This window comes from Vibrio sp. HI00D65, assembly GCF_001635455.1.
Classification (GTDB): Bacteria; Pseudomonadota; Gammaproteobacteria; order Enterobacterales; family Vibrionaceae; genus Vibrio.
The window spans coordinates 49,933-64,399 of sequence record NZ_LWEH01000077.1 but is presented as its reverse complement, the minus strand read 5'-3'; the positions used below and the strand labels follow the sequence as shown (position 1 = coordinate 64,399).

Here is a 14,467-nt window from a genome sequence, read left to right as displayed (position 1 = left end):
ATTTAAATAAATTTTATTTTTAAATGTATTTTATTAACTTAACAATCAACTAGTTCAATTATTCAATCTATCATTAAAAATAGGACATTCTTTAATTTACATTAGTCACCAAAATAAATAATTTTTATGTGCTAATTTTGTAATATAAAAATGAAGATATTCTAGTTCTAAGTTTATATAAAATCTTTTTCTTACGTTAGTGAATTTTTGGTTAGGGGATAAATCCATGATAATTAAAGAAATAAAAAGCGTATCGATTGCTATTAGAGTTTGGGCGATTCTCGCTTTGTTTGCAATCGCTTTACTCGCAAATACCATTTTAAATATAGACGGCTCACGCCAACATGTGCGTGAGAGTTATCAAAAAGGAGTGAAAACGCTAGTTCAAAGCGCCGTTAGCGTTGTTAGGTATTATCAAAGTCAGAGTGAAATAGGAAATTTAAGTGAAAAGGAAGCACGTGCACGCGCATTGGAAACCATCTCAAATATGCGATTTGATGGTGGAAATTATATCTTTGTAGGTAATCGAGAAGGAAAGCAAATAGCAACAGGTGTCCCCTCTCTTTTAGGGAAAAATATTATGGACCTTCAAGATAGCAAGGGAAAATATTTTGTCAGAGAGATGTACAGCATTTCGAAAAATGGTGGTGGGTTCATTGATTACCATTGGAAAAACCCAAACAAACAGGCACTAGAACCAAAAACCAGTTATGCAATAATGTTGGAGCCCTGGGGATGGATGGTTGGTTCAGGTGTAAATATGGTCGCCTTACAAGCGACGACTCACCAAGCTGAGATGACATCGATAGGTTATGCAGTAGGCATTTTAGCTGTTCTCTCTCTGATCGTTGGCTACTTTATAAAAACCATCACTCTTCCATTGAATCGTACGTTGGCTGCGATGAAAGCACTATCAAAAGGCGAAGGTGATTTAACGCAACGTATACCTGAAGAAGGAAGCAAAGAACTGATTTTCTTGGCTCGATATTTCAATCAATTTGTAGAGTCCATTCAATCAATTATGCTCGGAATTCAGGGTATTGGAACTCAAGTATCAGCATCGGCAACGCAACTCACTGATTCTGTTAGCCAAATAGATAATAGCCTTAATCAGCAAAGAAACGACGTGGATATGCTAGCAACAGCCATGACAGAAATGCTGGCTACCGTTGAGGAAGTTGCTGGGCGAACCGTTGAAGCAAACGAAGCAAGTCGGTTTGCAGCGCAGGAGACACAGAACAGTTCCTCTATTATTCAAAATAACGTAACAGAAGCAAACGAAATGGCGGAAGTCATTACCTCTGCAGGACAGGCAGTCCAGAAGTTGGCGCTTGATGCAAAAAATGTCGATACGGTTCTGGAAGTTATTCGAGGAGTCGCAGAACAGACAAATCTCTTAGCACTCAACGCCGCCATTGAAGCCGCTAGAGCTGGTGATCATGGCCGGGGCTTTGCTGTGGTAGCAGATGAAGTAAGAACCCTGTCTCAACGTACTCAGGAGTCCACACTTGAGATTCAAAATATTATAGAAAAGTTGCAAGTGGGTGCTGAAAATGTCGTTACAGTAATGCACCAAGGTGTTGATAAAGCAAATAAAGCCTCAAAGTTATCCGCGCAGGCAGGATGCAAGATTGATGAGAGCAACAAGCAAGTTAATAAAATTGAAGGGATGGCGCAACATATTGCAACTGCCGCTGAAGAGCAAACACTCACCGTGAACGAAATTAACCGTAACGTAGCCAGCTTGAGTGATATGGCGACTTTAGTGTCGAGCGAATCTACCGAAATGGCTCATTCGAGCCGTGAACTTAGAGGTATCTCGGAAAATCTCATGTGTACGATTAACCGCTTCAAACTTGCATGATGCAAGAATCTGGTTTGAAAAGCGGAAGCTTTCTACACGTAAAAACGACTAGCAGTAGCGCACGCAGCTACTGCTAGAACTGATTTATTCCATTGGTTACAAAGAGAGCCACAACAGGAAAATCAGTCTAAACACGAACATAAACCCCTTTTTTCAAACACCGCATTCCTTTAAGTTCTAGAGCATTGGAGTTATCACAGATAAAAACATGCCCTCCATGTATGAGAATGTCACGAGCATACGTACGGATAATATCTTGATACTCATTGGTTAGTGATGCGATAACAATCGCATCTAACCTGCTATTGTACTGATCAAAATTAACGTGGTCGTAGTTATTAAATGTGATTTTGTTTTCTATTTTTCGATTGATTGAAAAGTGACTATTCTTCATTTTCACTTTGTTAGACTCTAGGTATTCAGCTAATTCCCCCCGAGTGTTACTAAATAACCTTTCTTTGAAGTTCCCTTTACAATTGATTTTTCTAAAACTATTGTTGTCAACCAAAGACATAATCCGACAAAAGCCAGACGAGATCATCTCTGTCTTTTGTTCGTAATAAGAATGTAGCATTGCCAATGAAAAACTATCGTAATATTGACCTGTATCTAAACAGCAAATAAGTAAGTCACTCCCCTGCATCTGCCTTTCGATCACAAGCTCACTGTAGTCTCTATATAATTCAGAGTTATAGAAAAAGTTGTCAGTTACCATATTTAAACCTTGAGGTTGTGTTTTAGCCGGTTTAAAACAGAAGCGAGTTAGCTAGTGGGATAAATTTTTTCGACAAGCGATAAATTTACACAAAATATAAGGTTATGTGGTAAGTCTGAATATGCTACTCCAACCTCGCCAGTCACAAAGTTAACGGACTTTGCAATATCTTCCTGAAAGTGTTCAAGTACTAATTGCAATAAGCAATCTTTACCTAACGTATCCATCAACAACCCCTTAGAGTGAGAACTCAAAATATTATATAAGTATAAGTCCTATCAATAATCAAACTTGAATATATATCCTTTAGATTAAATACGATGTAAGGTGATGGTTTTCATCTATATTAATTTATTTTTAAATTTATCCACGCCTTTTACTTTTTCCTGCCATGAGTTCAAGTAATGAAAAGCATGTATCCAAATAAAGGGAGCAAATCGTGCCAACACACTTTAGGGTATGCTATGTGAAGTTTTATGGAGCGCTAATAACCGCTTTTGGAACAAAAGCTGAATCTTGGGATCAGAATGATTGGGGAACAAATAACGGAAGGCATAAGCGCCTTCCGTCGTTCAAGTAGGTGATAAGGTAAGTACTACTTACTTACGCTAATCATCTCGTTAAAGTAGTCCACTTGCTCTGCCATGCTCAAACTTTGGCTGTTTGAACCTAACGTCCACATAAAGAAGCCACCGTAACCGTTATCTTTCTGCCATTTAGCACGGTCTAGGTTGTTCTGGCGTGTTTCAACAAAGTTACCACCGGGTGCCCACTGACTGTTGATCGTATTACCTAGAACAATCTTCGACTTGTCTCCAATGTACTCAGCGTAGTTTGCCATCGCGACTTCGTATAAGAAGTTTCGACCCGCGTCATATGTCATCACGTTGAAGAAATCAAAGTCGTTCTTGGTCGCTTTCAACAGATCAATCACTTCACCGTGGTGAGATGAACGGCCAGACTCTTCAATGTAAGAGCAGTTTTCAAACACGCTCGCATCCATACATTCAACTGGATCCGCACCTACGTGGTAAGTCGTCAGAGACAGAACCTTCGTATTACCCACTTTCTCACGGATAAGTTTGATCAAAGCCGTTAAGTCTTGGTTCTCTTTGTCTGAGATTCGTGCCGCTTTCTCAAAGTCAAAGTCCAGGCCATCAATGTGCACGTAACCCGCTAATTGGTACTTGCTGTAATCACAGCTACCGTCTGAATTTGTTGCAAGACACTCGCCTTCCACTTCTTCAGGTTTTAGGTTCTTTTTGTACACAGGGAATGGTGCATGCACCAAATCAATCAACCCGTTCGCAACCGATTCACGGCTTTCAGGTGTACTGATCGCCGACCAAATGCTCTCGTAAGTTTGACCACCAAACGCAACCATCATGGTCGCATTTTCGTTGTCATGCTTGAGCGTTGACCATGCTAGGTACTGTGTTGGCATCCAGTCCGGATTGTAATTCGGTGGTGTTAGCATGCCATCAGAGATCGTGATGTTACCGCTTGCGTCCCACTTACCAAATGACAATAGGTAACCATCACCTTCTGAGTTGAACAGCTCTTGGTAGTCATTCAACCCCCAAGACGTCAGGTAACTGATAGAGCGATCAGGGTTATCGACTAAGCCGCCACCGCCTGTGCTTTCTTTGACCGTAATGTTAGACGTTGCAGACGTTTGCTCTTGGTTGGCCGTATTCACCGCTTTTGCTGTGATAGCGTATGTACCTCTCTGAGCACCTAGCCACTCATATTCATAAGGTGCTTCACTGTCTTTAAACAGCTCGTTGCCATTCGCGATGAAGCTAACCGAAGAAATATCGCTCTCGTAGCTTTTCACGTCTGCTTTAATCGAAATCGCACGACCTTCGAAGTAGCTTGAACCATCGACAGGAGATGCTAGAGAAACAACCAAGTCTTTATCGGTAATCGCTAAAGAAATTGGCGCCGCCTCTGCACTCGCACCTTGATCATCGTAAGCAATAACCTTCAATGTGTATTGGCCTTCGACTTGGGCAGGAACCGTGATGGTGAAAGTATCTCCTTGTGAAGGCGTGTTTGATGTCGCAAGCACTTGACCATTCAATTGAACATCAACGCGGGCAACTTCGGTATCATCCGATGCGTCGACAACTACGTCGAATGCTTGATTAGGTGCGATTTTCTCTCCATCTTGCGGTGAATGAACGTCCACCACTGGCACTGGGTTCGGATCACACTCACCTGCTTCATCCCATGCATCTTTCCACGCATCTGGATAACTTGGATGACCGGTTCCTGGTGTCCATACTGGGTTACCGCACCAACCCGCTACCGTACATGAGTAGATATTGCCAATGTTAGTGACTTCATCACCCACTTTATAGACCACACCCTCTTCGTACTGAGGTATGTCACCACAACTTGTGCTCGTATCTGTCACCGTAACGGTTAGGCTCTGACTAGAGACATGTTGCTCATCATCTTTCGCTTCCGCACGAAGCGTAGTAGAGCCTGCCTTTTGCTCTGTCCAGTCACAAGAGAAATCTTGGGTCGTTTTCGCATCAAGAGAACACACTTCTGAATCGTTAGCGAAGAACTTAACCGTCGCTAAGTCATCATCTGCATCTGTTACATGCGCTGAAATTGTGATGCTGTCACCTTTTTGATGAGAAGAACTTGCGTCTGGCGAGATAAACTCAATCACAGGTGGATTTGGCGCCGTCGATTCAGATTCTACCTTCACTTGAACCGCTTTCTCTTTGAGTTTATCGCCATTGTCATTGAACGCCATCACAGTGATCAACGCTGCACCAACTTCGCTTGGAAGCCAAGCTTGTTGGTATTCTGTTGTACCTTCTACAACGTTTTGCTCACCCAATTTGGTACTATTTGCCCAGAACTCGAGTTTGCTTGCCCCCTCACCTTCGACACCCGTAATGATGTCAACATTCGTACCTGTGTAAACCACTGAGTTTTGAGCAGGCGCTAAAACATCCAGTGAAAGCTCTGGTGAAGGAACAACTTCGCCATCCACTTTCACCACAACAGAATTCTCAAATGCATTCAGATCCGTCAGTTCACCACCGAAAGAGATAGTCAATGCCGCAGATTCACCTGAGGCCAGCTCACTATCAACCCAAGAGCCCTCTGGGAACGTCAATGTCACTGCGTTCAATACCCCACCCGCCTGCGTCGTATGAGAGATTTCCCATGATGGGTAAGAAAGATGGTTCGACGCCCAGTTGATCTCGTTAATCGCTACTGGCAATAAAAATTCGATCACGGCTTCACGCATATCTGCGCTATCTGAGCCCGTGTTTGTGATATCTAGCTTATAGGTGCTCCAGTATTCACTTTCTGACTGAGCTACCGCATCAGTACTGAACTCACTAGCCATGGCTTGTGAAATTGGATTCAACAATAAGCCAGAGCAAAGCATTGTTAGCCCTAACGCGCGATATCCAATAGAGTGAATCTGTTTAGCACTGCTCTTTCTTAGATACATACTTGATTCCTTAGCTTTATATTAATTATTTTATTTCTGCAATAAACCTGCAATTGGAAATTCATTACCCCTTGCAAGCACACTTAATTTACACAATAAATTAACCAAAAAGGAATTAAACTTTTACTTATTGAATAAATGTCAAAATTTATTTAATTATGAGATAAAGCCCGAAATTTCGTAAAATAAAATTATGTAAGGCCCCTTTAAATTACACCCCTAGAATAAGCTAAATTAGATTGAACTAATTTAGAAAGGGTGGAAATGATTTAATTAACCTGAATAAGAAAAGATCTTCGCAGCATAACCACCATAAAGCCCTCCAAAATAAAAACCCATATATAACAATAATTTAAGCCAAAACATCAAATATCAGAATCTTTAAAAACAACAACTCTCACACTTAAGATGAAGCCTATTTTGCTAAAAAAGGTTCCATGGGTCATTAACTCTTATCTAAATGCCAACTTTTAATATAACGTTTAAATCAAAAGAACAGTAAAAAATCCAAGTTAGATATTATTTTTATTTTGAATTAAAATCACAATTTAATAATGGGGAAAAGTGATGTTTAAACCGATATAACTTAGAGTATTAATTCTATTTCGAAGTTAATAATTCGATTTAGAATTTAAATCTCTCTCTATTACTTAAATGTCTTCCGTTAAAAGCCCAGCGTCACGCCTGCCTGTTTTATGCTTTTTCTGTATTTATTTTATCCAACGGTTAAAAAGGCAAGCCGAACCCCGCCTCTCACAGCGGCTTTGTTGCTTAAATTGATGGAACTAAATCTAGAAGCGACGATCTGATCGAGGCTTTGTTGCGTAATTCGGACAGAAAATCAAACAACCCGAGATTGAGCAATTATCAAACAACACAATGAGTTTCAGGCATACCAAGCCCTGTAAGTTGGTTCAGTGCTTTGAGCATGGCGTAAGTCTCGCCAACCTGAGCATTGTAATTTCTTAGGCTCAACTTCCCACCTAATAGCTGTTTTACTCGGTACATTGCGGTCTCTGATAGTGAGCGCTTATGATAGCCATATCGCTTTTTCCACTTCTTGTTAGAGCCGTAGAGCTTTTGACAACCTACTGCTAAATTGCGAGGGTGTCCTTGTTCCCAGAATGCAGACCCTTCTCGTGGTGGGATAAGCGCAACCGCTCGCTTAATCCGTATCGCATCATGACAACTCCTTGTGTCATAAGCACCATCACCTGATATTTCAATGATTTTACGACGCGTCTGCTTGAGTAAGTTGGGGAGCACTTCGGCATCGGTTACGTTAGATAAACTCAGCTCTGCTGCGACTATTTCGTGAGTGCTTGTATCTACTGCAATATGCAGTTTACGCCAAACCCTACGCTTTCCGTCAGTACCATGCTTCTTAACCTTCCATTCACCTTCGCCATAAACCTTGAGGCCAGTGGCATCAATTGCCAGGTGTTGTATTGCTCCTCTGGTTTTGGTTTTAAATGAAACCTCAACTTCCTTAGCTCGACGACTTATACAGGTGTAGTGCGGGCAAACAAGCGGGATGTTAGCCAGCTTAAATACAGAGTCTAAAAAACCTTGTAACGCTCTCAATGGCATAGAGAAAATGCGTTTCACCATCAGTGCGGTAGTAATGGCAAAGTCGCTGAATCGGCGAGGTCTACCACGCTTGCCTTGTTTGTTTTGTTTCCACTCAGCTATCGTTTCCTCATCAATCCAAAAGGTCAGAGAACCACGGTTGATTAAGGCTTTGTTGTACTGCTTCCAGTTAGTTGTTTTGTAACGAGGTTTAGGCATAAGGCTACGACGATTAATGAATGTAGTCGATCAGAAGCTTTGTTGCTTAATTCAGAAAGAAGGTATGCCTGCCCCATCGTGATTAATTCTTAATCGACATACTATGTTTCAGGCATACCAAGTCTCATAAGCTTATTCTGGACTTTAATCATAGCGTAAGTCTCACCAACTTGAGCGTTGTAGTTTCTCAAGTTTAATTTCCTACCTAGCAGCTGTTTTACTCGGCACATTTCTGTCTCTGATAGAGAGCGCTTGTGATAGCCATACCGCTTTTTCCAATTCTTCTGGGTTCCATAGACTTCTGGCAACCTACTGCTAAGTTACGGTGCGGTTTAACTATCCTCTGAACTGATGCTCTTTGAGCTCCTTCTGTACTTTCACTTCCGCACAGTATTCGGCGATTGCTCTTCGCTGGAGGCCCTGTGGCTATCATCACTAAACTCCATTGGAGATACAATGCTCTCCTTTGCTTCTTTGAGCACAAGTTGCATCGTACAACTCTTCTAGCTTGTGCTCAAAGAAGCGCAACTGATCATCATTCATGTATTCAGATTCTGGGGCAGGAAAGACTACTGTACTCAGTCATATATTGAATAATCGGCAAGACAAAAAGGTTGCATTGATAGTGAACGACATGAGTGAGATCAACATAGATTCTGCGATAGTTCAGAATGAGGTCTCGCTTAACAGCAGCGAGGAAAATCTTATTGAGGTAAGTAACGGCTGTATTTGCTGCACTTTGCGAGAAGACTTGTTGGTAGAAGTAACTAAGTTAGCAAGAGACGGAAACTTTGACTACCTCCTCATAGAGTCGACCGGTATCTCAGAGCCATTACACGTTGCAGAAGCCTTCATCTTTACTGATGACGGTAGTATTTCTCTTAATGATTTAGCTAGACTCGATACCATTGTGACCGTGGTCGATTCAGTAAACTTTTTACGAGACTATGATGAGGCAAAACAGCTTACTGATACGGGAGAACCTTTAGGAGAGGGCGATGATCGCTGTGTTACCGATCTTCTAGTTGATCAGGTGGAATTTGCAGATGTGATCTTAATAAGCAAGACAGATCTAGCACCCCAAGAAGAGTTAGACAGATTAGTGGCGATACCGAAAACTCTCAATACATACGCCAAGGTTATTCCAATCGCCAATGGGGAGAGTGAGCTTGATTATGTGCTCAACACTGGGTCGTTTGATTTCTCTTGGGCCCTGCAGGCTCCTGGCTGGTTGAAAGAGATGCGAGCTGAGCGTGTCCCTGAAACCGAAGAATGACGTCTGGAACGTCATTGCCGCTCTTGAGCTTTCGCGTTAGAAGCGCTATGTCTTTCAACTTACTCTGAGGTGGTGGCGTACATCTTCAATACCTTAAGTGGCACAATCTCAAGGGCGCTCTCCTCACAACTTTCAAGTACTACTAGTGGGGCCCACCCGGCCTGCCAAGCTTCTTTCCATCGCAGTGCACATAGACACCAGCGATCACCCGGTTTTAATCCTGGGAAATCAAACTCTGGCCTGGGAGTAGAAAGATCATTACCGTGAGCCTTGGTGAAGGCGAGGAAGTCTTCGGTCATGACGGCACAGATAGTGTGTTGCCCGATGTCGCTGCCAGCAGTGCGACAGTAGCCATCTCTAAAATATCCAGTGTTGGGTTGGCAGCTGCAAAGCTCTAGTGGCCCACCGAGTACATTGTTTGTGCTTTTCATTATGACTCCTAGTATTAGGTTACTCGGATAAAAGTGTAGTCGAGAAGTCGAAATTATTTTGAGCTTACGTGCGATAACTAAAATGCCAGTCAAGCCGCTTCAGGTACCCTCATACTTTCATCACTAAATCAACGGCTATTCATTGGGGCCATATAGTTTCATAACGAAAACTTAGTCAAATGAGCCAAAAAGGTTTGAAGCAAACAGTTGGTTCCAGCACAGAACGTGGCAAAGATGTGTTTGCCGAGATCGGCGTCTACACGTCTTTGGACATTTTCGAGCTAGAGAATGCCACGGATAAAAATTCAACCGATGAAGGCTTTGGGCATTTCCGAGTTAGGGCTGGACTCCAACTCGTTTCATTCGGGTAAGAAAAGTATCTGAAGCCCCAATGCTGTATGCGTACATTACTTACTTGTAGCTAAACGTGCAGCAAGTCCCAAAAATACCACACCCAATACACCATCGATATGACGGTTTAAACTAAAGTGACAACCTAGCAAAGAACCCAGCTTACTAAAAGAAAATGAGAAAATAATATTGATACATAAAACAATACTACTAAGAATGATTCCAAGTATGAGCATCTGACTGGTCAAAGAACCACCAGAATGCGTAAACTGAGGCAAGAACATACTAAAGAAGATTAACGCTTTGGGGTTCATAATATTGTTAAGTAAGCCACGGTAGACTAGATCTTTATTACCCAAAGACTGAATCGTCTGACTTGCAGATACGTCCCCTTTGTTTTTTAGCCATGTAAGTAATAAATTTACTCCAAGCCAAGATAGATAAATTGCTCCAACAATTTTGATTACCAATACCAAAGGTGGCATCGCTTGCATCAGTTTTCCTAAGCCAAATGCTACTAACAGTGTTTGAATTAATCCCGCAATGAAAATACCAACTGACACCATTACTCCAGCTTTAAAGCCACGAGTCGAAGAATATGTTGATATGAGTACTAAATCTGGGCCGGGAGAAATTGCTAAGAATATAGTGGTAACAAAGAATAGTGGCAATATCGTGGTATCAATCATTTTTTACTGGCTCCTTTCTGTTTGCCAGACTTTACCGATTAATCATTTGAGATGAAAGCTGAATGAATGCCACAGGTAAAAATTCAACCGAAGAAGTTCTTAGAGATTTCCGTGTTTGGTAATGCACTAATTTAGCTTCACACGGATAACTTTTCATCGTGAAAAAATGACTTAGTGAATTGTCCATTATTGCTGAAAAAGATCATGAAACCAGAAAAGCCATCACGCATCACCACAAACACTGAAAAAACAGGATTGATGGCGATGACTTAAACCGATCTCAAGTTAATTAATGAGGTGCGAGCTAACAAACCTAACTCGCACTTTCTACCCTTTCAATCTAAATTCAATAGAGCTCGTTATCTATCAACAACACTTCCAGTTCGTTAGTGTTATTCCTACTTGGCTGCCCAACCATTTCATCATAGGCACTTTGCTGGCGAAGCACCTGTTTGTTCGCTTTCAAGTTACGACATTGTTTTTGCAACTCCAATATCGAATGCGCCCTTAAAAAATTCCCTTTATCGTCAGTAACAAAGTGTTCTTTTCCATCGACTACAACCGAGACTTGATACAAAGCGAGATCGAGAGAGTGGATGACAAGCTTGTCGAAATAGAAAAATTTTTCCAGTTTACTGAGTGGCATAGACATTAAGCACCTCCTTGACCCGTGGCTTTACGTCTGTCGTGATAAAATCGATCACAGAGTGAGAAATTTGCCTCTCTCATTCGTAGCAATCGGAAAACTAGTGAGAACTCCTGTGCAAACAATCGGATACTAACTTGGGTTTAATATCATCTATCGTTTTGTATAAGCTGAACCAAACATTGAAACACAATTTGAACACCCTGAATTTCCGACTGATTCATTCTCGACAACGACTAATGATGCACTTATTTGCACAGCCTTATTTCTAAGGTCATTACGACAATTTTGCAAGTTAGTTGACACTGTGACAAAATTCATACCGAATTCACACGATACTTCAGATACAAATTCATATTTATTTTCATCTGGACTTGTTTTACTAATCCTTACTTGTTCAGAACCAGAAACCATTTGTGAGCCAGTACATCCTACTAGCAATCCTGCACAAGCTGCAAATAATAATACTTTCATTTAAAACCTTATTAATAACCTATAGTATTATATGAACATTTTTCGCTTGTCTTATACCTCCGAAAAAATAACAACGGTTAGGAGATATTCCAATTATAAGCAAGGCATCGTACATCCATTAGAGCGTTCCCGGACACGAACGATAAGGGAGTCGTTATCGGATAATCGCAAGGCATTTTCCGGCCAAAGCTTTTTAGAGCCATCATATTGATAATGTGCAATGCGTTAAAATTTTGTCTGAGAAGCATCTGGACAGAAAGCACTTAGGCTTTTTACCCTATTTCAACTATCAAGTATTGGAAAAGAGCTAATTTGCAGTGCTGCAAAATGTAACTCACATGATTCAATACACTAGGTGCTTATCATTTCTATCGATTAGCAAGAAATTGGCAAATAATCTAGAAGAGAAAGACTTTAGTTTATGATACGTGTGACTTCATAATTACCATTTCGGTAAATAACAGCAAAGTTACTGAATGATGTTCCTGTTGAAGTGTAAGGTTTAGCGGCAACGTTTCCGTCAGGCGTAGCAACAGTTGCAGTTACTTTAGTAACTAAGCAAACACCTCTTTCATCATCGGTCCATTGTTGGCCACTGTTTGCAACATATGTACTTTGTAAACAAACAGCAAAATCAACTCTTCCCGATACGTGAAACTGAGTGGAATTAGCAACGGTTACATATGGATAGCCCCAACTATCCGTGTTGTCATTGTAAGATAAGTTCCCTTCCTCAGCAGATGTTGCATATGCGGATATAAGCAATGAAAACACTGGAAATAACGATAATATTGTCTTTTTCATAATAACCTTCTTAATATATGCATAATAACCAGTCAATATTTATCATAAACAATAATTATTGACCTAATTATTACGTGTTAATTAAAGGCATTTAAAAAGTAAATACAATGAAGCGCATATTTTTTTGTGATTTTAATGATATATGTAAGTTTATAAGCAATAAGAGTGGGTATCGACACGTACAATTTAAAGTTAGCGGTTTGCAAGCACACTTTATTGGTTGGAAAGAAAATGGCTATCTAAACTAGAAGAGAAAACCCCAAACTAATTTGCCTAACCCTTCCCTCCAATTTTGAGAGTGTCCCAAATTCTGTGTAACTGTCTAAACTTAAGCCTTAAAGGCTAAGGATGAACAATATTGATAAAAAGGTACTCGAAGCTTTTGCTCGTGAAGCAGCAAAGTCAATTAACACTGAATCTGATCTTGATGTCTTCCGAAAGATGTTAACCAAGGTGACTGTTGAAACGGCGTTATTAAAAATTCATTAATAAAGACAGGTGTGGAAAATCGTTAACTTTATGTCCAGTATCAATGGCGTAGACCACTCGATATATAGTGCGATCTACTCAACACCAAAGTCCTTGTTTTTAGTTTTAAGATCAATTTGCACAAGTGTTTCCATCTGAATAGTAGTTTGTATCATGTAGTCGTTGCGTGACGCTCTCAAATCTTTGGTGATCGAAGCCAAACTTAGCTTAGGGTGTTTACGCATTGCCATTGCAGCAATTGTTTGCCCTGTTCTTCCAACACCAGCTCTACAATGTACTACTGGTAGTAGTTTATCTGGGTCACTGACCGCACGACTCTTTCGCTTAGTATAAAAACTTATCCTTTCCAGCAATACCGACTCAATCATGCTAATCAGCTTTTCTGTATTCTCTGAGGTAATTGTGTGGTGATCTGGCCAATTATGAACGTGTATCACTGGTACTGTTAAGTTTGTTTGATAACCTTCAATATCGAGGTTGTAAGTTTTAGCTTCAATCGAATCGGTAAGACCCACTTTACCAGTTAAAGTTGAAGTCACCGTTATAGCCCCATAGATACCCGAAACAGAAAAGTAGTCAGGCATTTGATGTCCTACAATATCTTTAATACTTGCTAGCACCACTAATACCGGGGTTCTATTATCTACCAATAGCTGTAAATGTGCTTCAAGCTGATGATGGTAAGGGTACTGAGTTGCAATAGCGATATTCTCACCATTGACCTTAATATAGTTGGCATTTAGGTCTCTACGAATACTAGTTTTTAGACTGTGAGGGATATTAAATCGGTCCCTCTTTGAGTCAAACCGAATGCGTCTAGCAGCCCCTTTGATCCCCATCAGTAGCTCGGCGGTATCAGAACTACTTCCAGAAATACGAACTCTCATACTCTTCTTTTCCCTGTCGTTAAATCTTTTTTCTATACGGATATATAGTACTTGTTAGGCGCTAAATGGTCGTGTTTCAAATTTTAATCACTAAGGGATTTTATGGTTGACCAATTAAAAATCAATTATTTCGGATAAAATTGAGTATAGCAAACGCCCATGAACAGGATTGGAATGGGTAAAGGTCTAACCAACAATGAGGCACCCTCTACTTAGCAAGTGCCTCAGATAGGAATCCAGCCAAAGAAGCTCTTGAATAAAAGCCTCTGATAGACCTTCCTAAATTAGCAAATAAGGAACCACTAAAGATTTGAGCAGTATTTAGTTGATTCCTAATATTGGGAGCGCGGGCCGCGCCTATACTAACGTCGATGACGCTCAAACATGAACATCGAATAAATGTATTGCTTTTTTAAATCATCTATTTTAGTTTGAAAAAATGACGCTAATAATTACTTCCACTCAAATTCTATGTTGTTGCTGTAAATACCTCATTTACGGCCGCTTTAGTGTACCTATTATATAGCAAACCTATCGCTCTCTTTCCTAGGCCGTTGATGTTTTCATCC

At 40.7% G+C, this 14,467-nt stretch carries 13 protein-coding genes and 2 pseudogenes; 4 read left to right on the top strand and 11 right to left on the bottom strand.

Annotated features, from left to right (window positions below; genetic code table 11):
* Positions 1-226: 226 nt before the first annotated feature.
* A complete protein-coding gene (locus A3712_RS07965) occupies positions 227-1,864 on the top strand; it encodes a methyl-accepting chemotaxis protein (protein WP_063522992.1) in 1,638 nt (545 codons plus the stop codon).
* 127 nt (positions 1,865-1,991) lie between these two features.
* On the opposite strand, the gene A3712_RS07960 is transcribed toward A3712_RS07965, so the two are convergent.
* From A3712_RS07960 to A3712_RS26625, 5 genes and pseudogenes are all read right to left on the bottom strand, one after another.
* Positions 1,992-2,579, bottom strand: coding sequence for a CheR family methyltransferase (locus A3712_RS07960; RefSeq protein ID WP_063522991.1), 588 nt, complete (start codon positions 2,577-2,579; stop codon positions 1,992-1,994).
* Positions 2,580-2,626: 47 nt separating this feature from the next.
* Positions 2,627-2,806: a hypothetical protein gene (locus A3712_RS28215; protein ID WP_004739448.1), complete on the bottom strand. Its 180-nt coding sequence runs from the start codon at positions 2,804-2,806 to the stop codon at positions 2,627-2,629.
* A gap of 368 nt (positions 2,807-3,174) precedes the next feature.
* Entirely contained in the window at positions 3,175-6,063 is a 2,889-nt protein-coding gene (locus tag A3712_RS07950) for an Ig-like domain-containing protein (RefSeq protein WP_063522990.1), read from the bottom strand.
* Positions 6,064-6,930: 867 nt separating this feature from the next.
* Entirely contained in the window at positions 6,931-7,851 is a 921-nt protein-coding gene (locus tag A3712_RS07945; protein WP_063522989.1) for an IS5 family transposase, read from the bottom strand.
* A gap of 101 nt (positions 7,852-7,952) precedes the next feature.
* Positions 7,953-8,176: pseudogene (locus tag A3712_RS26625) on the bottom strand (IS5/IS1182 family transposase); the annotation flags it as partial.
* A 216-nt stretch (positions 8,177-8,392) separates the two neighbouring features.
* Between A3712_RS26625 and A3712_RS07935 the strand changes: the two are divergent.
* Positions 8,393-9,124, top strand: a pseudogene (locus A3712_RS07935) (GTP-binding protein); the annotation flags it as partial.
* Between the two features lie 62 nt (positions 9,125-9,186).
* Here the strand turns inward: A3712_RS07935 and A3712_RS07930 are convergent.
* Entirely contained in the window at positions 9,187-9,558 is a 372-nt protein-coding gene (locus A3712_RS07930; protein ID WP_063522987.1) for a DUF2237 family protein, read from the bottom strand.
* A gap of 179 nt (positions 9,559-9,737) precedes the next feature.
* On the opposite strand from A3712_RS07930, the gene A3712_RS07925 reads away from it, so the two are divergent.
* The gene (locus A3712_RS07925) at positions 9,738-9,929 is read left to right on the top strand and encodes a hypothetical protein (RefSeq protein WP_063522986.1); all 192 of its coding nucleotides are present in this window, start codon (positions 9,738-9,740) and stop codon (positions 9,927-9,929) included.
* A 36-nt stretch (positions 9,930-9,965) separates the two neighbouring features.
* On the opposite strand, the gene A3712_RS07920 is transcribed toward A3712_RS07925, so the two are convergent.
* The 4 genes from A3712_RS07920 to A3712_RS07910 form a co-directional block, all read right to left on the bottom strand.
* A complete protein-coding gene (locus A3712_RS07920; RefSeq protein WP_063522985.1) occupies positions 9,966-10,598 on the bottom strand; it encodes a LysE family translocator in 633 nt (210 codons plus the stop codon).
* 346 nt (positions 10,599-10,944) lie between these two features.
* Positions 10,945-11,250, bottom strand: a complete 306-nt coding sequence (locus A3712_RS07915) for a DUF6482 family protein (protein ID WP_004739420.1) — start codon at positions 11,248-11,250, stop codon at positions 10,945-10,947.
* A 147-nt stretch (positions 11,251-11,397) separates the two neighbouring features.
* Positions 11,398-11,718, bottom strand: coding sequence for a DUF4156 domain-containing protein (locus A3712_RS27335; protein ID WP_157618725.1), 321 nt, complete (start codon positions 11,716-11,718; stop codon positions 11,398-11,400).
* A gap of 414 nt (positions 11,719-12,132) precedes the next feature.
* Positions 12,133-12,522 carry a hypothetical protein gene (locus tag A3712_RS07910; RefSeq protein WP_063522984.1) on the bottom strand — a complete coding sequence of 130 codons (390 nt, stop codon included), beginning with the start codon at positions 12,520-12,522 and terminating at the stop codon, positions 12,133-12,135.
* A gap of 348 nt (positions 12,523-12,870) precedes the next feature.
* On the opposite strand from A3712_RS07910, the gene A3712_RS27330 reads away from it, so the two are divergent.
* Complete coding sequence (locus tag A3712_RS27330) at positions 12,871-13,011, top strand: hypothetical protein (RefSeq protein WP_157618724.1); 141 nt, start codon at positions 12,871-12,873, stop codon at positions 13,009-13,011.
* Between the two features lie 74 nt (positions 13,012-13,085).
* Here the strand turns inward: A3712_RS27330 and A3712_RS07905 are convergent, their stop codons facing one another.
* Positions 13,086-13,898 (bottom strand): protein-tyrosine phosphatase family protein, encoded by an 813-nt coding sequence (locus tag A3712_RS07905; RefSeq protein WP_063522983.1) that lies wholly within the window; start codon positions 13,896-13,898, stop codon positions 13,086-13,088.
* Positions 13,899-14,467 lie beyond the last annotated feature (569 nt).